The sequence below is a fragment of the Streptomyces sp. NPDC002676 genome (assembly GCF_053592455.1).
Genome location: NZ_JBSFVT010000001.1, coordinates 62,340 through 84,453, shown reverse-complemented (window position 1 = coordinate 84,453; position 22,114 = coordinate 62,340). Strand labels below are relative to the sequence as shown.

General features: G+C 69.6%; 19 protein-coding genes, 1 other RNA gene and 1 pseudogene. 3 read left to right on the top strand and 18 right to left on the bottom strand.

Annotated features, from left to right (window positions below; all coding sequences use genetic code 11):
• Positions 1-269 precede the first annotated feature (269 nt).
• The 10 genes from ACWD3E_RS00335 to ACWD3E_RS00290 form a co-directional block, all read right to left on the bottom strand.
• Positions 270-2,573: a HelD family protein gene (locus tag ACWD3E_RS00335; RefSeq protein WP_451385311.1), complete on the bottom strand. Its 2,304-nt coding sequence runs from the start codon at positions 2,571-2,573 to the stop codon at positions 270-272.
• 118 nt (positions 2,574-2,691) lie between these two features.
• Positions 2,692-3,471 carry an anti-sigma factor family protein gene (locus ACWD3E_RS00330; RefSeq protein ID WP_451385310.1) on the bottom strand — a complete coding sequence of 260 codons (780 nt, stop codon included), beginning with the start codon at positions 3,469-3,471 and terminating at the stop codon, positions 2,692-2,694.
• A gap of 47 nt (positions 3,472-3,518) precedes the next feature.
• Positions 3,519-4,103, bottom strand: coding sequence for a sigma-70 family RNA polymerase sigma factor (locus ACWD3E_RS00325; RefSeq protein WP_451350358.1), 585 nt, complete (start codon positions 4,101-4,103; stop codon positions 3,519-3,521).
• A 199-nt stretch (positions 4,104-4,302) separates the two neighbouring features.
• Positions 4,303-4,896, bottom strand: coding sequence for a CGNR zinc finger domain-containing protein (locus ACWD3E_RS00320; protein WP_451385309.1), 594 nt, complete (start codon positions 4,894-4,896; stop codon positions 4,303-4,305).
• A gap of 104 nt (positions 4,897-5,000) precedes the next feature.
• Positions 5,001-5,642, bottom strand: a complete 642-nt coding sequence (locus tag ACWD3E_RS00315) for a hypothetical protein (protein WP_451385308.1) — start codon at positions 5,640-5,642, stop codon at positions 5,001-5,003.
• Between the two features lie 4 nt (positions 5,643-5,646).
• A complete protein-coding gene (locus tag ACWD3E_RS00310) occupies positions 5,647-7,893 on the bottom strand; it encodes a hypothetical protein (RefSeq protein WP_451385307.1) in 2,247 nt (748 codons plus the stop codon).
• A gap of 2 nt (positions 7,894-7,895) precedes the next feature.
• Positions 7,896-8,354: a hypothetical protein gene (locus ACWD3E_RS00305; protein WP_451385306.1), complete on the bottom strand. Its 459-nt coding sequence runs from the start codon at positions 8,352-8,354 to the stop codon at positions 7,896-7,898.
• 297 nt (positions 8,355-8,651) lie between these two features.
• Entirely contained in the window at positions 8,652-9,272 is a 621-nt protein-coding gene (locus ACWD3E_RS00300; protein WP_451385305.1) for a TetR/AcrR family transcriptional regulator, read from the bottom strand.
• Between the two features lie 40 nt (positions 9,273-9,312).
• Entirely contained in the window at positions 9,313-10,422 is a 1,110-nt protein-coding gene (locus ACWD3E_RS00295; RefSeq protein ID WP_451385304.1) for a redoxin domain-containing protein, read from the bottom strand.
• Between the two features lie 28 nt (positions 10,423-10,450).
• Positions 10,451-11,668: an MFS transporter gene (locus ACWD3E_RS00290; RefSeq protein ID WP_451385303.1), complete on the bottom strand. Its 1,218-nt coding sequence runs from the start codon at positions 11,666-11,668 to the stop codon at positions 10,451-10,453.
• Positions 11,669-11,759: 91 nt separating this feature from the next.
• On the opposite strand from ACWD3E_RS00290, the gene ACWD3E_RS00285 reads away from it, so the two are divergent.
• Together ACWD3E_RS00285 and ACWD3E_RS00280 are read left to right on the top strand one after the other, a co-directional pair.
• Positions 11,760-12,311, top strand: coding sequence for a CGNR zinc finger domain-containing protein (locus ACWD3E_RS00285; protein ID WP_451385302.1), 552 nt, complete (start codon positions 11,760-11,762; stop codon positions 12,309-12,311).
• 57 nt (positions 12,312-12,368) lie between these two features.
• A pseudogene (locus ACWD3E_RS00280) lies at positions 12,369-12,488 on the top strand (helix-turn-helix domain-containing protein); the annotation flags it as partial.
• A gap of 219 nt (positions 12,489-12,707) precedes the next feature.
• Here ACWD3E_RS00280 and ACWD3E_RS00275 read toward each other — a convergent pair.
• From ACWD3E_RS00275 to ACWD3E_RS00265, 3 genes are all read right to left on the bottom strand, one after another.
• A complete protein-coding gene (locus ACWD3E_RS00275; protein WP_451385301.1) occupies positions 12,708-13,859 on the bottom strand; it encodes a uroporphyrinogen-III synthase in 1,152 nt (383 codons plus the stop codon).
• A 130-nt stretch (positions 13,860-13,989) separates the two neighbouring features.
• Complete coding sequence (locus tag ACWD3E_RS00270; protein WP_451385300.1) at positions 13,990-15,363, bottom strand: nitrate/nitrite transporter; 1,374 nt, start codon at positions 15,361-15,363, stop codon at positions 13,990-13,992.
• Between the two features lie 178 nt (positions 15,364-15,541).
• The gene (locus ACWD3E_RS00265; RefSeq protein ID WP_451385299.1) at positions 15,542-16,522 is read right to left on the bottom strand and encodes a LysR family transcriptional regulator; all 981 of its coding nucleotides are present in this window, start codon (positions 16,520-16,522) and stop codon (positions 15,542-15,544) included.
• Positions 16,523-16,606: 84 nt separating this feature from the next.
• On the opposite strand from ACWD3E_RS00265, the gene ACWD3E_RS00260 reads away from it, so the two are divergent.
• A complete protein-coding gene (locus ACWD3E_RS00260) occupies positions 16,607-17,839 on the top strand; it encodes an MFS transporter (RefSeq protein ID WP_451385298.1) in 1,233 nt (410 codons plus the stop codon).
• A gap of 44 nt (positions 17,840-17,883) precedes the next feature.
• On the opposite strand, the gene ssrA is transcribed toward ACWD3E_RS00260, so the two are convergent.
• From ssrA to ftsE, 5 genes are all read right to left on the bottom strand, one after another.
• Positions 17,884-18,252: a transfer-messenger RNA gene (gene ssrA / locus ACWD3E_RS00255) on the bottom strand.
• 111 nt (positions 18,253-18,363) lie between these two features.
• Positions 18,364-18,906: an SsrA-binding protein SmpB gene (gene smpB, locus ACWD3E_RS00250; protein ID WP_451386463.1), complete on the bottom strand. Its 543-nt coding sequence runs from the start codon at positions 18,904-18,906 to the stop codon at positions 18,364-18,366.
• A 104-nt stretch (positions 18,907-19,010) separates the two neighbouring features.
• Entirely contained in the window at positions 19,011-20,180 is a 1,170-nt protein-coding gene (locus ACWD3E_RS00245) for a S41 family peptidase (RefSeq protein WP_451385297.1), read from the bottom strand.
• 67 nt (positions 20,181-20,247) lie between these two features.
• Positions 20,248-21,165 carry a permease-like cell division protein FtsX gene (gene ftsX / locus ACWD3E_RS00240; protein ID WP_451350379.1) on the bottom strand — a complete coding sequence of 306 codons (918 nt, stop codon included), beginning with the start codon at positions 21,163-21,165 and terminating at the stop codon, positions 20,248-20,250.
• Positions 21,166-21,215: 50 nt separating this feature from the next.
• A complete protein-coding gene (gene ftsE, locus ACWD3E_RS00235; protein WP_451350380.1) occupies positions 21,216-21,905 on the bottom strand; it encodes a cell division ATP-binding protein FtsE in 690 nt (229 codons plus the stop codon).
• Positions 21,906-22,114 lie beyond the last annotated feature (209 nt).

The following is a 22,114-nucleotide window of genomic DNA, read 5'->3' as shown; positions in this document are numbered from 1 at the left end:
TGTTCACGCGGTCGTACGGTCGGTGCATGATTTCGGAAAACCTCTTCCACCATACGAGAGACGATCAGACAAAGAAAGAGACCCACGCCACACCCGTGACGTGGGTCTCTCTCACGTTCATGACACCGACCCGCCATGCTCGCCTCGCGGCAAGTGGTCCCTCGCAGGGACAAAGGTTGGGCCCGGGGGCTTGGATCGAGCCGGTGTCACACCCAGGCTAACAAACCGGCGAGGCGCAGCCATTCCCGTACGTGGATGTTCTCCGGAAGTCAGTCCCGGAGCAGGTCGGGCACCCCGGCCGCGTCCGGCTCGTCCCGCTCCCCCGACACCAGCGTCAGCTGCTGGGTGGCCCGGGTCAGCGCCACGTACAGCACGCGCAGCCCGGCCGGGGACTCGTCGGCGATCTCGGCCGGGGAGACGACGACCGTGGCGTCGTACTCCAGGCCCTTGGCCTCCAGGCTGCCGAGAGCGACGACCCGGTCGCCGAGCCCGGCCAGCCAGCGCCGGGCCTCCTCGCGCCGGTTCATCGCGACGACCACGCCGACCGTGCCGTCCACCAGGCGCAGCAGCCGCTCGGCCTCCGCGCGCACGGTCTTCTCCAGCGAGTCCCCGACGACCACGAAGCGGGGCTCGACCCCGGTGGACCGTACGGCGGACGGCGACTCGGAGCCGGGCATGGCCAGGGCGAGGACCTTGGCTGCCAGCTCGGCGATCTCGGCCGGGTTGCGGTAGTTCACGGTGAGCCGGAAGCGGCGCCGCGGGCGGGTGCCGAGGGCCTCGTCGCGGGCCTCGGCCGCCTCGTCCGGGTCGGACCAGGAGGACTGGGCGGGGTCGCCCACCACCGTCCAGGTGGCGTGCCGGCCGCGGCGGCCGACCATGCGCCACTGCATCGGCGTGAGGTCCTGTGCCTCGTCGACGATGACGTGCGTGTACTCGGTGCGCTCCTGCGCGAGCCGCTCGGCGCGCTCGCGCTGCGTCTCCTCGCGCACCGGCATCAGCTCGTCCAGGCCGGTGAGCTGGTCCAGCGGGTCCAGCTCACGCTTCTTCTTCGGCCGGGCCGGGGCGCCGAGGATCGCCTGGAGCTCGTCCAGCATGGCGATGTCGTGCACGGAGTAGCCGTCCCGCTTCAGCGCGCGGGCGACCCTGCGGACCTCACCGGGGTTGAAGATCCGGCGGGCCCAGCGGCCGAGCCGCTTCTCGTCGGCCATGGCGGCCAGCACGCCCTTCGGGGTCAGCTCGGGCCACCAGGCGTCGAGGAAGGCCAGGAAGGCGTCCTCGGTGCTGACGTCCTCGTCGAAGGAGGAGCGCAGCTCGGCGGCCAGCTCCGGGTCGCTGTGCCGGCCGGCGGCGCCGGATGTGGCCCACAGGGCGTCCAGCAGCAGCTTGCGGGCGCGCGGGCGCAGCAGGTTGACGGGGGCGGTGCCGCCGAGCGCGTTACGGCGGATACGTTCCAGCTCCTGCGCCTCCAGCTCCAGGCGGCGCCCGAAGGCGACCACGCGCAGCCGCTCCGGGGAGCCGTTCAGCTCCAGTGCACCGCGGGCGGCCTTGCGCAGCACCTTCAGCATCCGGTACGAGCCCTTGGCCCGGGCCACGGACGGGGAGTCGTAGAGCGTGGCCTCCACGCCGTCGACCAGGGAGCCGATCGCGCGGATCGCGACCTGGCCCTCCTCGCCGAGGGAGGGCAGCACGCCCTCGGTGTAGGCCACCAGCAGCGGGGTCGGCGAGACGATCAGGATGCCGCCCGCGTAGCGTCTGCGGTCCTGGTAGAGCAGGTAGGCGGCGCGGTGCAGCGCGACGGCGGTCTTGCCGGTCCCCGGCCCGCCCTCCACGTACGTGATGGAGGCGGCGGGGGCGCGGATCACCAGGTCCTGCTCGGCCTGGATGGAGGAGACGATGTCCCGCATGGTGTGGCTGCGGGCCTGGCCGAGGGCGGCCATCAGGGCGCCGTCGCCGATGGCGGGCAGCTCGCGGCCGTCGAGGAAGGCCGTCAGCTCGGGCCGCATGAGGTCGTCCTCGACGCCGAGCACGCGACGCCCCTTCGACCGGATGACGCGTCGCCGCACGACCCGTCCCGGGTCCACGGGGGTGGCCCGGTAGAAGGGTGCGGCGGCGGGGGCGCGCCAGTCGATGACCAGCGGCGCGTAGTCCTCGTCGAGTACGCCGATGCGCCCGATGTGCAGGGTCTCGGCGATGTCGGCCGTGTTGTCGCCCCGCACGGCTCCTTCGGCGGGTTCGACGGCGGTGTAAGCCCCGTCGGGCCCCTTCTTCCCGTCTTTGCCCAGCAGCAGATCGATCCGCCCGAAGAGGAAGTCCTCGAACTCGTTGTTGAGCCGGTTCAGGTGGATGCCGGCCCGGAAGACCTGCGCGTCCCGCTCGGCGAGCGCGCCAGGGGTGCCGACCTGGCCGCGCTGGGCCGCGTCGTTCATCAGGAACTCGGCTTCGTGGATCTTCTCCTCGAGCCGCCGGTACACCCGGTCCAGGTGTTCCTGTTCGACGCTGATCTCTCGGTCACGCACGGACTCGTGTGCGTCGCGTACCGATCCGACCGCGGACTGCTGAACCTGAGCGGCCACCGGGCCCCCTTCTGACGTGCTGGGCAGCCGTCAACCGTACGCGAAGGGGACCGGTGGAAGCTACGGCACCGCTACGGACCGGTTACCACGGCCGTGCTCTCGACCCCACTCCCCCACCTCACTCTCCGACCTCCACGAGCTTCTTGCCCTCGAAGGTCATGACCTCGAAGTGGTCGATCTGGTTGGGGCTGAAGGCGGCGCCGCCGTGGACGTAGAGCGGCTTCTTCGCCTCGTCGGACTTGGCGTTCGAAACGCCGTAGCCCCAGTCCGGGACGGACCAGGAGGTCACCGTCTCGCGTTCGCCGTTCTTGCCGACGGCGACGAGCGAGCACCGCTTCGGGCCGGTGACGTTCTTCAGCTCCAGCACCGCGTGGGTGCCCCACTCCCTCTTCTCCGTCGCGACGGTCGCGGTGACATGGGTCGCAGCATCCGTGGCCGTCCTCTTGTCGGACATGGTCTGGAAGGCGGACTGGGCCGGCCCCATGGCCTGCATGCCGCCGTTGTCCGAACCGCCGCTCGTGGTGAGCACGACGAGCGGCCCCCCGACGATCAGCGCAGCCGCGGCGGCGACGAGATAGAACCCGCGCCGGCGCTTCTGCGCACGCTTCTGGGCGACCTCGTCGACGAGCCGCTCCGCGAGGCGCGGACTGGGCCTGGCCGACAGGGACTCGCCGATCGAGGGAGTGCTGCCGGAACCGGGCAGGTCCGCGAGGGCGGCCAGCATCGGCTCCATCCCGGCCAGCTCGTCCAGCTGCTGGGCGCACCAGTCGCAGCCGGCGAGGTGGACCTCGAAAGCGGTTGCCTCGGCGTCGTCGAGGATCCCGAGAGCGTAGGCGCCGACGGCCTCGTGCTCGTTAGGCACCGAAGATCCCTCACCCGGGTTCATGGGGCCAGTCATACCCGTACCACCTGCACCAAATCCCAGATTCCCCCCGTACCCGCTCATCACGCCGTCACCCCCCGCTCCTCCAGTGCCAGCTTCATGGACCGCAGGGCGTAGAACACCCGAGAACGCACCGTGCCGCTGGGAATACCCAGCGTTTCGGCCGCCTCGTTGACCGTACGTCCTTTGAAGTACGTCTCGACGAGCACCTCCCGGTGGGCCGGGGTCAGGTCGTCGAGCGCGTCGGACAGCGTCATCAGCCACAGCGCCTTGTCGATCTCGTCCTCCGCGGGGATGACCTCCAGCGGCGACGGATCGACCTCCTGCGGCCGGGCCTGCCGGCTGCGGTGGCCGTCGATGACGATGCGGCGCGCGACCGTCACCAGCCAGGGGCGTACCGATCCGGTCGCCCGGTTGAGCTGACCGGCGTTCTTCCAGGCACGGATGAGCGTTTCCTGTACGACGTCCTCGGCGCGCTGCCGATCACCGGCGACCAGCCGCAGGACATAGGCGAGCAGGGGCCCCGCGTGCTCCCGGTACAGGGCACGCATCAGCTCCTCGTCCGGCTCCGAGGGTTGGGAGGGCATGCGATGTCGGGCCCTCGGTCCTCGTTCATTGGCCACGGCCGCATCCTTGCGCACGCCCACCTCCGGTGTCCGGGGGTTCCCCCAGTCGGTCGCTCGCCCACCCTTACGGACGGAGGTGGCGGGGTGTTCAAAGGGGGTGGCGGTTTTTCTGCCGGCCGAAGGCGGGAGCGGGGCGTTTCCACACATTCTCACCACATGTTGTTCATGCCTCCGACGCGTGAGCAGCGTCGGGCGGGCAGCACATCGCCCCCCCGGGCTCTCAAGCCCGTGCGAGGGCGGCCCGCCGCCGATGCCGGGCGACCCTCTCCCGATTCCCGCAGACCTCACTGGAGCACCAGCGCCTCCGGCGCCCGCGGGAGGTGTCGAGATAGACGATGGGACAGTTGTCCCCTTCACACTCCCTGAGGGCCGCGCGCGCGACGGGATCGGTGAGCAGCTCGACGGCGTCCCGGGCAACGGCACCGAGCAGCGCGGCACACTCCACGGGTGCAACCAACTCCCGTATCAATACGCCGCCTTCACCGGGTACGGCACGTGGCGCGGGCGGTGCGGCACGGGCAACGTCGTTGAGCCGGGCGAGCGAGCGCGCATACGACGGAGTGCTCACACCACCCCCGACGCGCACCAACCGCCCTACGCACCCCCGCAGTTCCCGGAACCCGACCAGCCAGGAGGCATCGACATGCCCCAGCCCCGTACCGGCCGGAACCAGCCCGGCACCGACGATCCAGGCACACAACGTCTCGACGGCATCGAGCCGTTCGGCCGGGTGGGTGCTCGCGAGAAGATCCAGACAGATCCGCCCGGCATCGAACCGCAGCTCGTACGGGGGCGTGGCCGTACCCAGTGCCATGTGCCTGTCACCGCCTAGGCAGGAACCGTGCAGGGAACTGTTCCGTCGGTCCCCTTCACAGTGCCCGGCCGGGCGGGCTGCCGGAAGCCCTCGTACCGACCCGGCTATGTGGACGGACTGGGAACCGTCTCCGGCAGGCGAGCTTCGGAGAGACAGCCGAGCTCTTTGGCGAACTTTCGCGCGGCGGAGTTGAGGATGGTCATGCGGCCCCTGCTTGTATCACCTAGGGGGATTTGATCTACATTGCTGAACATGGAGGCGCTGACGAAGGGCAAGGCACCTGCCCCTTTCGCTTCGCGGCACGGGAAGTCAATGGAGGTGGTGTTCCTTCCTGCCGTGTAAGCGAGAGCACCAAGCGGATAGAACACATGGTCTTTCGCATGGGCGGCGTCTCCAAGGCTTTCTCGTGTCGGCTCGTACTTCTCCTTTGTGAAATCGATCTCGAGGATCGGATGCCCGCTCTTGTCGGAACTCTTGAAGATCGTGCATCGGGTCCGTTGCGAGATGTCCGCGCCCAGGTACCTGCGAGCTCGCGAGAGGGAGAAGGCACTGGGTTCCCCGAAGTCGTTCTTTCCTGGCATCTCTTCGAACTCGTCAGCGCCGGAGATCTTTTCGAGCGCGGCCACCGCATGCGCGTCGAACGACTTATCGCAAAGCTGAGCGGCGGGAACACCCGAGGGCTCCTTCGGCTTCTCACCAGAGCAGGCGGATACCATCAGCGCCCCCGCCAGCACTCCAACCGTCAAGACCCTAGCCCTTGTATGGAGCGCGACCACGAAAATCGTCCTCGTTCGAACCGGTAGAAGTATATGTTCCCTTGATATCCCGGACCGTCTGCTGCTGGTCGGCGTCTCCCTCAGCTTTCTTGTAGTTATGGAAATAATGCTCGTAGCTCGCCCCCAGGTCGTCCGCGCCTTTCTCGTAGAACTTCGCGCTCGTAAGCTGTGCCTTCTGGGCGGGGTCCTGCTCGGCGTCGTCCACGCCCTTGTCGATCTCGTGCCCGATGAACGTATTAAGCGCCTCACCGGCCGTATCCGCAGCGATCGGGGCGACGACAAGGGCCGCCGCGGTGGAGCCAGGAAGAGGGATGGCGGCGATGCCTCCGCCGACAACCGTCCCGGCACCAAGCTTCCACCAGTCCGCAGAGCGCCCCAAGGACTTGTTGGCCTCGTCCGAAGCAGCGCCGTAGTCGGCGGCTGCCTGCTGCACGCGCGAGTGGTCCAGGATTCCGCGCGCTTCTGCCTCCATGGTCAGGGCGTCCACACCATGGTCGTAGTTGGCCTGAGTCGTCGGTGGATGGGCGTCGAGAAGGCTCAGCGTGTACATGTGCTGTGCTGCCGTCAACACCTTGTGGGACGTCTCGTTCTGCCCCATGACGCTGAGGAAGTTGATGGCGCCCTGGTTGCCGAAGTCCGCCCGCCCGGCGTACCTGGCGGGGAAGTCGCCGGCGTCTCGTGCGTGGTTGCCGAGACCGGAAAGGCTGTAGTCGATGTCGTCGATGTAGGCGCCGCCCATCTTGCCAAGGCTGGCGGCCATTTCCGGCTGGTCGTGCAGCAGCTTCGGCCCGTCCTCGCTGCCATAGATGTAGGCGATCTGTTCCATGACACCGGCGGTTGCGGCCGTACGGCGATCTCCGGCCTGCATGTCCTTGGCATCGGCGTCGTACGGATAACCGATGGTCGCCGCCTCCAAGGCATGGCCGAGCGCGGTACGCCCTGCCACAACCTTGCCGTCGCCCTCGTAAGTGGGGTCGGCAATCCAGATGCGGTTCTGGGTGAGGTACTTGAGGTGCTGGTTCACCTCGGAGTCCTTGTCGACCCTTACGCCCGTGCCGTCAGGCTGGGCGAAGAACTGAGTTGACGCGTCCGGGTTGTGGCCGAGCGCCTGGAGGAAGCCGGTCATCGGGTCCCGGCCGCGGTCGTTCTTGTCCCAGAAGTTGAGGTCGCCCTGGTTCCAGTTGTTGATCCAGGGGTTCATGCCCTTGACGTTGTGTTCCTTGTCGTAGGCGAGGAGCTTGTCGCCGTAGGCGTCGAGGAACTGGTCGTCGTAGTTGCCGAAGCGCATGAGGTTGCTCATGACCGCGAAGCCGCGTGGGTTGTTCGCGTCGTCGGTGCCGAGTTCGTTCGGCCCTATGCTGACTACCTGCTTCTCCCAGCTACGCATGTTCGCGCTGTCGGAGAGGGTGGCGGTGCCCAGGGTGATGCCCAGGTTTCTCTGAAGCTGCTTGGCCTCTTTCCCGCGTTTGGGGTCGTAGGCGACCCCGTACGGATCGGCGATGCCGGCGTAGAAGGTCATCACCTTCTTCGGCCCGGCATCGACGGCGAACTCCTCTGCGAAGAGGGGGTCGTTCCTGTACTTCGCCAGGCTGGCGTTGAGCGAGGCCAACTCGGTGGTGGACACGTCGTGCGGGTCCTTGCGTACGGTCCTGGCTGCCTGCTCGGCGGCCTTGATCGCGTCGGCGGCCTCGTCACGGTCCTTGTAGCTGGCGTCGGAGAAACCGTACTGGGCGTGGTCGACGATCAGGCGTAATGCCTTGGCCGCGGTGCTGTCGCTCTCACTGGCCTTCGTGAGGATCGGCTCGATCTGGTCCCGCAGATCGGCGGCGGCCGTCTTGGCTCCGGCCGGATCGGTTGTGGGGTGGGGAACCACGTCGAACGAGCCGTTCCCCGTGTCCACCACCGTCATGTGCGGTGCCGACTCGATCAGGGTGTTCAATCGCTGCTTGTACGTGCCCAGTTCACCGCGGGTGTCTTTGATGATCCTGGTGACGGTGTCGGCCTGGGTATGGGCGTCATCGAATTCGCCTGCGGTCTTGCCGACGAACTCACGGGTGACGGTGGCGTTGATGCCAGCCCAGTTCGCCGTGTCCGCCTTCTTCTTCAGGTTGTCACGAGCGTCACCAGCAAGCTTCTTCAGGTTCTTCGTCATCTTCTCCCAGCGGTCGATGGCCTCGTCGAGCCTGGAGAAGTCGAGGTAGCGGAGCGCGTCGAGATCCATGACTACTTGCCCGTGGTCCTCTCGTCGAAGCCTTTGTCCAGAGTCGCGATGCTGCTGATCGCGCCCGCGATGTAGACCTCGTCCTTGGCATGGATGCTCTGGGTGACGTGGAGATGGTTGGCGATGTGAGCCGTGGCGTCGAGGAGCGACTGCACCTGGTCCACCCAGTGCACTGCGACATGGTCGATGGCCTCGCCCAGCTCGAAGCCGTCGCTCTTCTTCATGCTGTCCACGACGCTCATGGACGAGAGCCGGGCTCTGTCGCTGACGTCGCCGAAGTCCTCGTGCAACTCGCGGGCCGCATTCCCCACGGCGGCAAGGTCCCTGATGCTGGCCTTGAGGTCGCCGTACGTGCCCGTTCCACCACCGCCCGGCTCCACTGGGATTCCGTTGAGCTGCATGCGGGCCGATTGCCGTGATACCGCGTCGGCCTTGAGCTGCTCCCACTCGTCCCAAGCCATGAGCGACTACCTTCCCCGTGCGTTTGGTTGCATTCGCGACCTTCGGGTGCCTTCGCGCGGGGCAGGGTATCGCCAACACAGTCAAGAGCGCAGCGGCCGATGACGATCTCAGCTCCACGGCTGGTCAATCAACAGAAAAGGAGGCCAACCTCCTTGTTGACGCAGACCTGTAGGACGGTCACCAACTGGTGGGCGCCATCGGTGTGTCATCGAAGAAGCGAATCGTTGCTTCCCTCTTGCCACTGGTCGGCGATCTCCCGCGTGGCCGCACGCACACGGGGAAGACTCCGCGCGCCCTCAGGGCAGGAACGCCTCCACCACGGCCCGGGTCAGGGTCCGGTACCGCTCCTCGCCCAGACCGTCCGGGAAGTGCCCGCCGAGCTCCAGGCTGATCACCCCGTGGGCCGCCGCCCACAGGGTGTCGGTGATCTCGTCGACGTCGGCGTCCGCGCGCAGTACGCCGCCCTCGACCGCGGCGCGGGCCGCTTCCCGAAGCACGTCCAGGCTGGCCGCGGCTGCGGCGCGGGACTCCTCGTCGGGTACGAAGCCGGGGATGGCCTCGCCGTGCATGACGCGGTAGAAGTTGGGCTCTTCCAGGGCGTTGGCGCGGTAGGCGCGGCCGAGGGCGGCGAGGTACTCGGCCGGATCCTCACCGCGCGGCACGGCGTCGAGGCGGCGGCGCAGCCGGGCGAAGCCTTCGCGGTAGAGCGCCTCCGCGATGCCGTCCTTGGCACCGAACAGGCGGTACAGGACGGTGGTCGAGCAGTCGGCGGCGGTCGCGAGGCGGCGCATGCTCAGCGCGGCCGGGCCCTCGGCGGCCAGCAGCCCGGCGGCGATGTCCAGCATGGTGGCGCGCAGAGCCTCCTTGCCCTGGGCCTGGGCCCGGGCGAAGGCGCCGGTCGGTGATTTGGCGGGCATGGGAACGATTCTCCAGGAGGTGATGTCGTACGGCCGGTCACTACTGCCAGTCCGGCAGCGGCCGGTAGATCGGCACGCCCGCCTCCTCCAGCGCGGTCCGTCGGGCGAAGTACTGGTCTCCCATCGGATCCACTCCCAGGAGCGGCATCGCGCTGCGCCATGTCGTCACGTCCTCCGGTGCCAGCTGCGACGCGGTCTCGAAGTGCCGCTCGGCAGCCTGCTGGTGGCCGTGACGCAGCAGCCAGAGCGCCAGCGCGGCCTCGGTGCGGGCACGCTGCTGCTGCGGGGTGCCCTGCCGGGTCAGCTCCGCGACCGAGCCGGCGTCGAGGCCGCAGTCGCCGGTCGTCACCCACCGCCGTAGGGCGCCGAGGGCCTTCGCGGAGTCCAGACCGCTCATGGAGCGGAACAGATCGGTGGCGAACTGGGTGTCGTTCGGGCGGACGATGCGGCCCTGTTCGTCGATCCAGAGCACGGTCGGGACGTTGAGCAGCTGGTACAGGTCCGCGACCCGGCCGTCGACGTCGATCAGCGCGGGGTGCGTGGGCGCGGCCTCGGCGATCCACGGCGCAGCGTCTTCGATCCTGCGGTCCACGGCGACGCTCAGCACCGTGAGGCCCTCAGAAGCCAACGCGGCGTGCTGGCGCTCCCACTCGGGGAGGTCGTAGCGGCAGCCGCACCACGAGGCCCAGAAGACGAGCGCCACCTTCCGTCCGCGCAGTTCGCCCAGCGAGTGCTCGACACCGTTGACGTCCGGCAGGGTGAAGTCGGGTGCCTGGTCGCCGACCAGGGCTGCCGACCTGTCGGCGGCCGACGCGCCGAGCGCCATGACTCCGGCGTCGGGCTCGATCGCCACCGGCCGGCCCAGCAGTTCGGCGAAGGCGGTGACGTCCAGCATCCCGGCGTCCGCGTCCTCGATCCGCGCGACGGCGGCGGCCGGGACGCAGATGTCGCCCTGGCACCAGCCCTGCGGCTTGCGCGTGAACCCGAGCGTGCGCTCGACGTCCGCGTAGGCGAGCCAGGCATGGGGGCTCGCGCCGTCCTCACCGGCCCGGAACTCGGCCTCGGCGTGGCTCTCGACGTGATCGTCCAGGATCGTCAGCCGGGCGGTGGTCCGGGCACTGCTCTCGGTCGTGATCACGGTGTCGCGCATGATGCTTCCCCCCAGTTGAATAACAGCGTTACTCAACGATAACGCTGTTATCGACAACCGGCAACACCTCCGCGACCTCGCGGAGACCGGGCGACTTCGGTGTCACCCGGAGGTGCAGCGCGGCGAGCAGCACGCAGAGCGCGGCCATCGTCGACCACAACGTGGTCGTCCCCGCGCGGGCGAGCAGTTGGGTGCCGAGGATGGGGGCGAGCGTCGCGGCGACGCCCCAGCTGGTACCGAAGAGGGCCAGGTAACGGCCGCTTCCGCCGGACGGTGCGAGGTCGGTGACGAGCGCGTAGACGCGGCCCATGACCAGCAGGTCGCCCAGACTCCACACGGCGGCCGCGGCGAGCAGCGCCGGCAGAGTGCGGGCGAGGGCGTAACCGGTCAGCCCCGCGGCCAGGAGGAGATGGGCGAAGGAGAGCGCGACGGGCGTGGTGAGCCGGCTCACCCAGGGCAGCCGGACCAGCGGCTGGGCGAGCACGGTGGTGGCCGCGATGGCGGTGAACAACAGCCCGGCGTCGGTGGCGGGCCGACCCTGCCGCGCGAGCGCGAGTGGCAGGGTCATCACGGTCTGCTGGTTGATCAAGGCGTAGGCGGTTCCGGTGGCCAGGACGCTCAGCAGGGCTCGGTCCCTCATCGGTCGCACGGTGGTTTCGTCCGGGTCCGCTGCGGGCGGTACCGGACGGTCATGGGGAAGGGCGAGCCGGATCAGCAGCGCGCAGGCCAGGCACGTCGCGGCGTCGGCGACGAAGAGCCAGCGCAGGTCCCAACGCCCGAGCAGGGCGGCGAGCAGTCCGGCGCCCATGCCGCCCGCCGCGAGCGCGGCGCTGAACAGGCTGAACGCGCGCACCCGTTGCCGCACCGGCACCGACTCGCCGATGATCGCCTGGCTCGGCGGCTCGTAGAGTTCGAAGGCCAGCCCGAGCAGCACCGCCCCGGTGACCGCCCAGGTGAGCGACGCGGAGGCCGCGATCACCAGCTGTGCCACGGCGCATCCACAGAGCCCGAGCATGATGGTCGTGCGCCGGCCGATGCCGTCGGCCAGTCGTCCCCCGGCCAGCCGTGAGGGGATCGTCGCGAGCCCGAAGGCGGCGCTGACCAGCCCGGCGGTGGTCAGGCTCGCGCCGTGGTCGGTGCAGACCAGCGCGGTGAGAAAGGGCAGCGAGAAGGCTCCGAGTCGGTTGACGATCCGGGCGAGCAGCAGCAGGCGGACGGTGCGGGGCAGCGGTTCGGAGCGCAGCACGACGCCTCCCGTCACTGGTCAATCGCCTATTGTCAGTGATGGTCACCGTAGGCGGCGAAAGGTAACTGGTCAAGTGTTGTTCGACAGTCACATGCGTACCCTGCTCGATGCCTCGGTGGCGCTCGTCAACGCGCTGACCGACGGTGAGGCGCGCGGCCGTCGCTACCTCGCCCCTGAGGGCGCCGAGCGGGTCGGAGCGGTCCGCGCGGCACTCTCTGCCGGGGCCGACCTGGGACTCGGCGAGGCCGACCGGTTGGCCGACACCGCCCGCGCCCTGCGTACCGCGTTCGAGGCCGTGGCCGCCGACCGCCTCGACGACGCGGCTTGCGCCCTCAACGCGCTGCTGCGCGAGACAGGCGCCCGCCCCCAGCTCGACCGGGCTCCCGGGGAGCCGTGGCAGGTCCACTTCCACGGCGCCGACGACTCCTATGCCGTCGGCTGGAGCGCCGGCTGCGCCACCGGCCTCGCCATGGCCCTCGGCGGCGACTACGCCGGCCGCCTCGGGGTCTGCGCAGCCCCGCGCTGCGACCGGGTCTATGTGGACACCTCCCGCAACGCCGGCCGCCAGTTCTGCTCGACGGCCTGCCAGAACCGGGTCAAGGCAGCGGCGTTCCGGGCGCGGCGCGCGAGCGACGAGGCGTGAGCGGTGCAGGCCGCCGGCCCGGTGCAGGCGCCGCGCATCAGCCTGGAAGGACGCGCCTTGCCGCCCACCAACAACCCCACCCTGCGTCAACGTCGTCTTGGCGCTGAACTGCGCAAACTCCGAGAGCGGTCCGGCCTCACGGTCACCCAGGGCGCCGCCCTGCTGGGCGTCAACCCGGCGTCCAGGACTTCGGGTCTGCCATGACTGCTGAGTGCCGTCCGTACGGTCATACGTGCGACGCGTGCCGCGCGGGGATCATGGGGCAGGCGAAGGGGGGCCGCTCGACCGCGGTGCCGGGAAGCTGCTGTGGTTCGAGGTGGGCGGGCGGCGGGCCGAGGGGGCGCGGAGGGCCGTTGCGTGACGTACAGGTGAGCAGGGGCCCAGGCCGCCGCCTCCTCACGCGTCCGCGTACTTCGCGTCCGCCGACGGGTCCAGTGCCAGGCGGTACCCCCGCTTCACCACCGTCTGGATCAGCTTCGGCGCCCCAAGGGCCGTACGGAGGCGGGCCATTGCCGTCTCCACCGCGTGTTCGTCGCGGCCGGTGCCCGGGAGGGCGCGGAGGAGGTCGGCTCGGGCGACCACCCAGCCGGGGCGGCGGGACAGGGCTCGGAGGAGGGACATGCCGGCCGGGGGGACCGGGCGCAGTTCGCCGTCGACCAGGACCGCGTGGCCCCTTATCTCCAGCTGGTGGCCTGCCACCGGCAACGCCCTTGCCCGGCCCGGGAGTTCCTGGCAGAGGAGTTGCACGAGAGGGCCGAGACGGAAGCGTTGGGGCTGGACGGTTTCCACGCCGTGTGCCTCCAAAGGCACCGCCGTCACCGGGCCCACGCACGCGGGTACCACGTCGTGGGAGAGGGCGGTCAGCAGCTCGGCCTGCAGGCCGCGCTCCTCGGCGCGCGCGAGCAGAGAGGCCGCGGCCGGTGCGCTCGTGAAGGTGAGTGCGTCCAGACCGCGGGAGACGGCCGCGTCCAGGAGGCGGTCCACCGGGCCTATGTCCTCCGGGGGACGCCAGCGGTACACCGGTACCGGGACCACTTCCGCTCCGGCCGCCGTCAGCGACTCCACGAAGCCCGGCAGTGGCTCCCCGTGCAGCTGTATGGCGATGCGCCGTCCGCAGACGCCCTCCTCCAGGAGTCGGTCGAGCACTTCCGCCATCGAGTCGCTCGACGGCGACCACTCCTCCGTCAGCCCGGCGGCCCGCACGGCACCCTTCACCTTGGGGCCGCGGGCGAGCAGCTCGACTCCGCGCAGCCGTGCGATCAGCGGCTCGCCGAGCCCCCAGCCGTCGGCCGCCTCGATCCAGCCGCGGAAGCCGATGGCGGTGGTGGCCACCACCACGTCGGGCACCTGGTCGATGATCCCCTTGGTCGCGGCGAGCAGTTCGCCGTCGTCGGCGAGGGGCACGATGCGCAGGACGGGCGCGTACAGGACCGTTGCGCCGCGCCGCTGGAGCAGGGCGCCCAGTTCGTCGGCGCGGCGGGCGGCGGTCACGCCCACGGTGAACCCCGCGAGGGGACTGGTTTCCGTTCGCTGCTGTACTGCGGACATGGCTTCGTACATGGCTCTCGTCCCGCATTCGCGTTGTCGTACCGGATGCGGGTAGCGGCACCCGCATGCCGATCGAGCCTGTCAACGGCTCGTGACAGGCTCGGTTCGGCTTCATGTCGCCGGTGTTACGTCACACCTCGGCGTAGCTGAGCTGGGCCTTTGCTTCTGTGGCAGCTGTGGCCTGCGTCCCACCGGCCGGGCGGCGAAGGTATACGGCCCAGGTGACCAGGAAACACGCAGCGTAGAAGGCGAGGAAGGCGACGAAAGCTCCGGTGCCGGAGCCGTAGGACAGGAAGGACTGCCGGAAGGCGAGGTTGATGCCGACGCCGCCGAGCGCGCCCACCGCGCCGATGAGGCCCATGGAGGCCCCGGAGAGGCGTCGGCCGTAGGTCGCCGCCTCCTCACCCGTCAGGCCCTTGGCCAGGGCCTTCGTCTGGAAGATGCCGGGGATCATCTTGTACGTCGACCCGTTGCCGAGCCCGCTGAGCACGAACAGGACGACGAAGACCGTGACGAACAGCGGCAGCGACTTGCGCATGCTGGCTACGACCAGTACGGCGGTGGCGGCGGCCATGCCGACGTAGTTGTAGAGGGTGATCCGGGCCCCGCCGTAGCGGTCCGCGAGCCAGCCGCCGACCGGGCGGATCAGGGAGCCGAGCAGCGGGCCGATGAAGGTGAGGTACGCGGCCTGGAGCGGGGTCCGCCCGAACTGGTTGGTGAGCACCTGCCCGAAGGCGAAGCTGTAGCCGATGAACGAGCCGAAGGTGCCGATGTAGAGGAAGGACATGATCCAGGTGTGGGCGTCCTTGGCCGCGTCCCGCGCGGCCCCGGTGTCGTTCTTCACGGAGGAGAGGTTGTCCATGAAGAGCGCGGCGAGGACGGCGGCGGCCGCGATCAGCGGGATGTAGATCCCGAGCAGCACGCGCGGGCCGCCGTTCGCGCCGATGATGGCGAGCGCGATGAGCTGGATCACGGGTACGCCGATGTTGCCGCCTCCGGCGTTGAGCCCGAGCGCCCACCCCTTCTTCTTCAGCGGGAAGAAGGCGTTGATGTTGGTCATGGAGGAGGCGAAGTTGCCCCCGCCGATGCCCGCGAGCAGCCCGACCAGCAGGAAGGTGTTGAAGGAGGTCCCCGGCTTCATGACCGCGAAGGCGGCGACGGTCGGTATGAGCAGCAGACCGGCGGAGATGATCGTCCAGTTCCGCCCGCCGAAGATGGCGACGGCAAACGTGTAGGGCACGCGGACGACGGCGCCGACCAGTGTGACCACGGACGTGAGCAGGAACTTGTCGGCCGGGGTGAGCCCGTACTCGGGTCCCATGAACAGGACGAGCACGGACCACATGGCCCAGATCGAGAAGCCGATGTGCTCGGAGAGCACGGAGAAGAACAGGTTCCGGCGCGCGACCCGCTCACCGGTCGCCTGCCAGAAGCCCTCGTCCTCCGGGTCCCAGTGTTCGATCCAGCGACCGCCGGTACGACGGGTTGGGGCTGGGGCTGCCATGACGCCTCCGGTTCTCCGGGTACTCGGGTCTGCCATCGTGTGTGACTGAACTCGAAGGTAGGCAGAGCGCGTTTCCTGGCTGTGGCTGTGGGTGACCGGAAGGGAACGTTGCTCTCACTTGCCCGCCGACGGGCCGGTGAGGGCCGGCCAGGGCGAGCCGGGGCCCGGAGAACGCCGGTCACCTCCCCGCCCCCATCACCTCCTCGTCCATGGCCGGAATCCACCCCCCGGCAGGCCGTCGTAGCCAGCCCTCCGTCCGGGCCAGCTCCGTCGCCGCCCGCCGCAGTGCGGTCAGGGCGGGGTGGGTCAGGCCCTTGCGCCAGACCAGGGAGACCGGGGAGAGGGGGACGGGGTCGGTCAGGGGGCGCAGGACTGTGCGGGGCATGGGAGGGAAGTCCTGCACGGCCAGGACGGGGTTGCGGGTCTTGGCCATGATGCGCTCGAACTCCTCGTCCCCGACCGCCAGGGGCAGGGGTGGGGCCACGCGGATGTTCCGGGGCTCGAAGAGCCCCCGGGCCAGGTCGGTCCACTCCCGGGTGCGGGGGTTGCCGGCGCCCGCGTACACCGTCTCCCCGGCCAGCGCGGACAGGGGCACCGTCGGCAGGGCGGCCAGGTGGTGGTCTTCGGGGAGGACCAGGGCCATCGGTTCGTAGCGGACCGGCTGGTGTGCCATGGCCGAGCGCAGGGACGCGTCCAGGCCGGCATAGCGGCCGAAGGAGGCGTCCAGGTGGCCGGCCAGCAGTTCGGCCGCCGCTCCCGTGAGTCCGCTCTCGTAGCGGGCCATCAGCTCGCAGTCCGGGGCGAGTTCGCGGGCCCGGTGCAGCACGCGACGGCCGGTGGCGAGGCCCGGCGAGTTGATGTCGACCAGCAGCGGCCGGGCCTGCCCGGAGGCGAACGCGGCGAGCAGGTCGTCCTGGGCGGCGAGGACCCGGCGGGCGTACGGAAGCAGGCGCTCGCCGTCGGCGGTGAGCGTCACCTGCCGGGTGGTCCGTACGAACAGCTCGGCGCCCAGCTCCCGTTCGAGGCGCCGTACGTCCCGGCTGAGCGCCTGCTGGGCGACGTACAGGCGGGCCGCGGCCCGGGTGAAGTGCAGTTCCTCGGCGACGGCGAGGAACGCGCGCAGCAGGCGGGGGTCCATGTGGGCGGGGGCGGCGGACATGGCGGTCAACTTACAACGAGAGTGCGTGAATCGGCGCGGGGAAGGTGTTGGACGCGGTGATCCACTCGGGGCGAATGTGGAGCCATGCCGCAACAGACCACCGAAGACAGCCGAATACAACACAGACAGGAGCAATTCACCGGATACCTCCGCCTGTTCGCCCTCCCCGGCACCCGTGCCTTCACCGCCGGCAACCTCCTCGCCCGCCTCCCGATGGGCATGTTCTCCGTCAGCGCGGTCGTGATGATCGCCGGGTCCCGGGGCTCGTACGCCCTCGCCGGTGGCGTCACCGCGACCGGTCTCGCGGCGACCGCGGTGGCCGGGCCCTGGCTGGCGCGGCTCGTCGACCGGCACGGGCAGGCGCGGGTCGCCGTACCGGCGACGCTCACCGCGGTGCTGGGCAGCCTCGCGCTGCTGCTGTGCGTGCACTACGGCGCCCCGGACTGGACCCTGTTCGCCGCCTACGCGGCCACGGCGGCCACACCCAATATCGGCGGCCTGTCCCGCGCCCGCTGGGCCCATCTGCTGCGCGACGACCCGGGCGCGCTGCACACCGCGAACTCCTTCGAGCAGGCCGCCGACGAGCTGTGCTTCATGCTCGGGCCGGTGCTGGCCTCTTTCCTGACCGGCACCTTCTTCCCGGAGGCGGGCACGCTCGTGGGGGCCGGGCTGCTGCTGGCGGGGATGCTCGCCTTCTGCGCGCAGCGGGCGACCGAACCGCCACCCCGGGCCCGGTCGAAGGCCCCGTCCCCGCTGCGCAGCCCCGGCATCCCACCGCTGCTGGCCTGCTGCACGGCCACCGGCGCGGTGTTCGGCTCGATGGAGGTCGTCACGATCGCGTACGCCGAGGCTCAGGGCCATCGCGCGGCGGCCGGGGTCGTCCTCGCCCTCCAGGCCGCGGGCTCCTGTGCGGCGGGGCTGCTGTACGGGGCGCTGAAGCCGGCCGGTCTCCGCCTCTCCCACTGCCTGTCGGCCACGGCCGCGCTGCTGTGCCTGCCCTGGCTCGTCGCCGCAACCGCGGGCTCGCTGCCGGTGCTGGCGGGGGCGCTGCTGGTGGCGGGCATGGCGACCGCACCGACGATGGTGACCGCGATGACCCTGGTGCAGCAGCGCACGCCCGCCGACCGCCTCAACGAGGGCATGAGCCTGGTCGTCACCGGCCTGCTCACCGGCATCGCCTGCGGCTCGGCGGCCGGCGGCTGGGCGGCACAGCACCTGTCCCCCGCCACCGCCTTCGCCGTACCGGCCGCGGCGGCGGGTACGGCGGCTGTCATCGACTGGGGTGCCCGGCAGGCATGGCAAAGGCCCCGCCGCTAGAAGCGACGGGGCCTTTGCCCACATGGGGTACCCCCGGAGGGGCGTCGTGGAGATGGCGGGAATCGAACCCGCGTCCAACGGTGCGGAATCAGGGCTTCTCCGTGTGCAGTTCGCTACGAGTTTCTCGGCCCCGGAGATCACGCGAACAAGTCTCCGACGGGCTCAGTCACTGTTAGATTTCCCTTTTCACCCCGTGACCGGGATCAAGGTTTAGTTCCCTAGCTGATGCCAGGATCCGGGTCGGGAACAGCCCCGGGCTGACACTTCGCAAGTCGCTACTTAGGCAGCGAGGGCGAAGGAATCGCGCTTGGTGTTGGCGATTATTTTTTGCGACATATGGTTTACGAGATCATTGCCGCTTCCTCGACACGCTTCCCCTGCTTCGACAGCCGCTGTCGAAACCGATCATCCCCATGTTGATTTTTCAAACCCTCCGAGGAGGGGGCGTGCACCCTCTGTGAGGTGCAGACGCCATCGTACGTGAACAACGCGTGGCTGTGCCAGCGTATTCCCGGCGGGCCCGGCTAGACGCCCCGCTGTCTCCGCTTCGCCGCCGCCATCGCGCGGTCCGACTCCCGCCGGTCCTGCTTCTCCCGCAGGGTCTGCCGCTTGTCGTACTCCTTCTTGCCTCGGGCGAGGGCGATCTCGGCCTTCGCCCGGCCGTCCTTGAAGTACAGCGCGAGGGGCACGATCGTGTGACCCGTCTCCTGGACCTTGGACTCCAGCTTGTCGATCTCCTCGCGGTGCAGGAGCAGCTTGCGCTTGCGGCGCACGGAGTGGTTGGTCCAGGTGCCCTGGTGGTACTCGGGGATGTGGGCGTTGTGCAGCCACGCCTCGCCCCGGTCGATCTGGACGAAGCCGTCGGTCAGCGAGGTCCGCCCCTCGCGCAGCGACTTGACCTCGGTGCCGGTCAGCACGATCCCGGCCTCGTAGGTGTCGACGATCGCGTAGTCGTGCCTGGCCTTCTTGTTCTGGGCGACGATCTTGCGCTTGCCGCCCTTCTCGCCGTCCCTGGCCTTCGCGGCCCCTCCGCCCTGCTTGGGCTGGGACTCCTTCGGTACGTACATTCCCTTGCTCATAGTGACGACATTTTCTCACCACACCAGGGGTGCGAGGGAAGCGTATTTGACGAGGGAAGCCTATTTAAGGGGACTGCGACAGTTCGAGGGGCCTACGACGGGTCGCCGAGGCCCGTCAGCACCGTCTCCGCCCGCTGCAGGGCCCGCGGGCCCGCCTCCAGGTCGGGGGTGATGCCCCGGCCGTCGACCGCGTGCCCGGAGGGCGTGCGGTAGTGGCCCACGGTCAGCTCGGCCACCGAGCCGTCGGGCAGGGCCGTCGGCATCTGGATGGAGCCCTTGCCGAAGGTGCGGGAGCCGATCACGACCGCGCGGCCCCGGTCCTGGAGGGCGCCGGTGAGCAGTTCGGCCGCGCTCATGGTGCCGCCGTCGACCACCGCGACCAGGGGCCGGCCGGTGTCGCCGCCCGGCTCGGCGTGCAGGGCGCGCTGGGCGCCGTCGACGTCGTAGGTGGCGACCAGGCCGCCGTCGAGGAAGGCGGAGGCGGTGTCGACCGCCTCGGTGACCAGCCCGCCGGAGTTCCCGCGCAGGTCGAGCACGACGCCGGCGTCGGCCGGGGCGTGCCGCAGGGCGGTGTGGACGGCGGCGCCGGAGCCCTTGGTGAAGGCGGCGATCTTGATGACGGTGACCCCGCCGGGCAGCCTGCGGACCGTCACGGAGTCGGTGGAGAGCCTCGCCCGGCGCAGCGTCTCGGTCCACGCGCGCCTGCCGCGGTCGAGGCCCAGCGTGACCGTCGTACCGGCGGGCGCGTCGTCCGCGTCGCCGCGCAGCAGGGCGACCACCTCGGTGACCGGGCGCCCGTCGACCTTCGTGCCGTCGACGCTGCGCAGCCGGTCGCCCCTGCGGATCCCGGCGTCCGCGGCGGGCGAGCCGGGCTGCACCTTCGTCACCTCGATACGGCCGTCCCGCTCGCGCCGCGCCCACAGGCCGACGCCGGTGTACTGGCCGTCGAGGGCCTCCTGGAACTCCTGGTACTCGCCCTCGGAGTAGACGGCGCCCCAGCGGTCGCCGCTGCGGCTGACGACCCCCTCGGCGGCCTCCATCGGGGACGTGCCGTCGGCCAGGGCCTCGGCGGCGGCCTTCTGCACGGCCTGGTGCCGGGTGGCCGCGGCTGCCGGGCCGGAGACGGGCCTACGGGCCGGCTGCTCGGATTCCGGGAAGGAACCGGTGGCGGCGCCGGTGACGAGCACACCGGCGAAGACCAATGTCAGGGCAGCCCCGCGGCGGATGCGGCGGGGCTGACAGAACAGGGCTCGGCCTGACATGGCGGTGAGTCTAGGACAACGCGAAGGGCCGTACGGACGGATGCCCGTACGGCCCTCTTGGGATGCGTCACACCTTCAGGTACTTGCGCAGAGCGAAGAACGCGGCAAGAGCCGGCATCAGCACGCTGGTCGCGAGGATCAGCGGAAGCTTGGTGAACACCGCGTCCCAGCCCACGAAGTTGATGAGGGTGAGCTTGTTGGCCAGGGCCATGCCATGGTCGATGGTGAAGTACCGGCCGACCACCAGGAAGACGCAGGCGAGCCCGCCGCCGATCAGGCCGGCCACCGCGGCCTCCATGATGAACGGCGCCTGGATGTAGAAGCCCGAGGCACCGACCAGGCGCATGATCCCGGTTTCGCGGCGGCGGCTGAACGCCGAGACGCGCACGGTGTTGACGATCAGCAGCAGCGCCACGACCAGCATCAGCGCCATCACGCCGAGGGCCGCCCGGTTCATCAGGTTCAGCAGCCCGAAGAGGTTGTCCAGGATGCCCTTCTGGTCCTGCACCGACTGCACGCCGTCACGCCCGTTGAAGGCGGTCGCGATGACCTGGTACTTCTCCGGGTCCTTCAACTTGATCCGGTACGACTCCTGCATCTGGTCGGGCGTCAGGGAGCCGGCCAGCGGGGAGTTGCCGAACTGCTCCTTGTAGTGCTTGTACGCCTCGTCCTGGGACTCGTACGTCACCTTCTGGACGACGGGCATCTTGTGCAGGTCGGCGAGGATCTGCTTCTTCTGGTCCTCGGTGACCGCGCCCTTGGCGCAGTGCGGGTCCGACGTGGCGTCACTCTTGTTGCACAGGAAGATCGAGACGTTGACCTTGTCGTACCAGTAGCCCTTCATGGTGCTCACCTGGTCGCTCATCAGCAGCGAGCCGCCGAAGAGAGCCAGGGACAGGGCGACGGAGACAATGACGGCGAAGGTCATCGTCAGATTGCGGCGGAGACCGACACCGATCTCCGACAGGACGAACTGGGCGCGCATGGCGTCGGGTTAAGCCTTTCCGTGGACGGTCGTCGGGCGGCGGTTACGGCTCAGTGCTGGTAGCCGTAGACACCGCGGGCCTGGTCGCGGACGAGGCGGCCCTTCTCCAGCTCGATGACGCGCTTGCGCATCTGGTCCACGATGTTCTGGTCGTGCGTCGCCATGATCACGGTGGTGCCCGTCCGGTTGATGCGGTCGAGCAGCTTCATGATGCCGACGGAGGTCTGCGGGTCGAGGTTGCCGGTGGGCTCGTCGCAGATGAGCAGCTTGGGCCGGTTGACGAAGGCCCGCGCGATGGCCACGCGCTGCTGCTCACCACCGGAGAGCTCGCCGGGCATCCGGTCCTCCTTGCCGCCGAGCCCGACGAGGTCGAGCACCTGCGGCACGGACTTGCGGATCTCACCGCGGGACTTGCCGATCACCTCCTGCGCGAAGGCCACGTTCTCCGCGACCGTCTTGTTCGGCAGGAGCCGGAAGTCCTGGAAGACCGTTCCGAGCTGGCGGCGGATCTGCGGCACCTTCCAGTTGGAGACGCGCGCGAGGTCCTTGCCCAGAACGTGCACCTGGCCGTGGCTGCACCGCTCCTCGCGGAGGATGAGCCGCAGGAAGGTGGACTTTCCGGAGCCGGAGGACCCCACGAGGAAGCAGAACTCGCCCTTCTCCACCTCCAGGGAGACTTCCCTCAGGGCTGGTCGGGTCTGCTTGGGGTAGACCTTGGAGACATTGTCGAATCGGATCACGGATGCACCACGGGTCGCCGGGGGTAGATGTGCGTGACCATACGCGACCCGGGTGCACGAGTGCAGGGTCCGGTTGCGGTTGCGCGAGACTTGTGCGTTTTTGTATGGGACTGCTCCCGACGTTTTGTACAGGCCTGCTCCTGGCCTTCGCCGGACGCCCGCGCTCTTTCCGGGGGAACCTGGCAGAGTGGGAGGGGAACGTTCTCGTT

Bases quoted from the DNA above. Each gene is read 5' to 3' on its own strand.
- ACWD3E_RS00285 (WP_451385302.1), top strand. From the start codon at position 11,760: ATGCGTACCCTGCTCGATGCCTCGGTGGCGCTCGTCAACGCGCTGACC.
- ACWD3E_RS00270 (WP_451385300.1), bottom strand. From the start codon at position 15,363: ATGGCAGCCCCAGCCCCAACCCGTCGTACCGGCGGTCGCTGGATCGAA.
- ACWD3E_RS00265 (WP_451385299.1), bottom strand. From the start codon at position 16,522: ATGTCCGCCGCCCCCGCCCACATGGACCCCCGCCTGCTGCGCGCGTTC.
- ACWD3E_RS00300 (WP_451385305.1), bottom strand. From the start codon at position 9,272: ATGCCCGCCAAATCACCGACCGGCGCCTTCGCCCGGGCCCAGGCCCAG.
- ACWD3E_RS00295 (WP_451385304.1), bottom strand. From the start codon at position 10,422: ATGCGCGACACCGTGATCACGACCGAGAGCAGTGCCCGGACCACCGCC.
- ACWD3E_RS00305 (WP_451385306.1), bottom strand. From the start codon at position 8,354: ATGGCTTGGGACGAGTGGGAGCAGCTCAAGGCCGACGCGGTATCACGG.
- ACWD3E_RS00245 (WP_451385297.1), bottom strand. From the start codon at position 20,180: ATGTCAGGCCGAGCCCTGTTCTGTCAGCCCCGCCGCATCCGCCGCGGG.
- smpB (WP_451386463.1), bottom strand. From the start codon at position 18,906: ATGTACGTACCGAAGGAGTCCCAGCCCAAGCAGGGCGGAGGGGCCGCG.
- ACWD3E_RS00310 (WP_451385307.1), bottom strand. From the start codon at position 7,893: ATGGATCTCGACGCGCTCCGCTACCTCGACTTCTCCAGGCTCGACGAG.
- ACWD3E_RS00275 (WP_451385301.1), bottom strand. From the start codon at position 13,859: ATGTCCGCAGTACAGCAGCGAACGGAAACCAGTCCCCTCGCGGGGTTC.
- ACWD3E_RS00260 (WP_451385298.1), top strand. From the start codon at position 16,607: ATGCCGCAACAGACCACCGAAGACAGCCGAATACAACACAGACAGGAG.
- ftsX (WP_451350379.1), bottom strand. From the start codon at position 21,165: ATGCGCGCCCAGTTCGTCCTGTCGGAGATCGGTGTCGGTCTCCGCCGC.
- ACWD3E_RS00330 (WP_451385310.1), bottom strand. From the start codon at position 3,471: ATGACTGGCCCCATGAACCCGGGTGAGGGATCTTCGGTGCCTAACGAG.
- ACWD3E_RS00320 (WP_451385309.1), bottom strand. From the start codon at position 4,896: ATGGCACTGGGTACGGCCACGCCCCCGTACGAGCTGCGGTTCGATGCC.